This is a genomic window from Bradyrhizobium sp. Kon58 (genome assembly GCF_055807455.1).
Genome location: NZ_JBVVOT010000255.1, coordinates 1 through 333, shown reverse-complemented (window position 1 = coordinate 333; position 333 = coordinate 1). Strand labels below are relative to the sequence as shown.

Sequence of the window (333 nt, the reverse complement as noted above, 5' to 3'; positions counted from 1 at the left end):
AAGCGGGCGGCGCTGGCGTGATCTGGCAGTCCTGGGGCCGACCCGTTTGGCAGCCGGCCCCGTTCAAACGCAGCAAGCCGCCTTGCTAGATCGCCTCGTAGCTGCGATTGGTCCGCTCAATTTCCTCAACCAGTCCGTCTATGGCGTTCAACCGTGCCCGATTGTCATGTCCCCAGGGATGAAAGCTCGGTTTGAAATAGTCCAGCCACGGCCGCAGCATACGTGGAAAGACCCCCCTGGGCCGATACAGAAACTTGAGCATGCGCCAGAAGCCTTTGAGATACCCACCGGATTTGCGGTCAGCAATCAACAGGCGCACGTGGAAGTCGAACA

At 59.5% G+C, this 333-nt stretch carries 1 protein-coding gene; it reads right to left on the bottom strand.

What is annotated here, in order from left to right; all coding sequences use genetic code 11:
- Positions 1 to 85: 85 nt before the first annotated feature.
- On the bottom strand, positions 86 to 333 hold a 248-nt coding region (locus AC0L20_RS40360; protein WP_473295726.1), incomplete at its 5' end, for a metal-dependent hydrolase.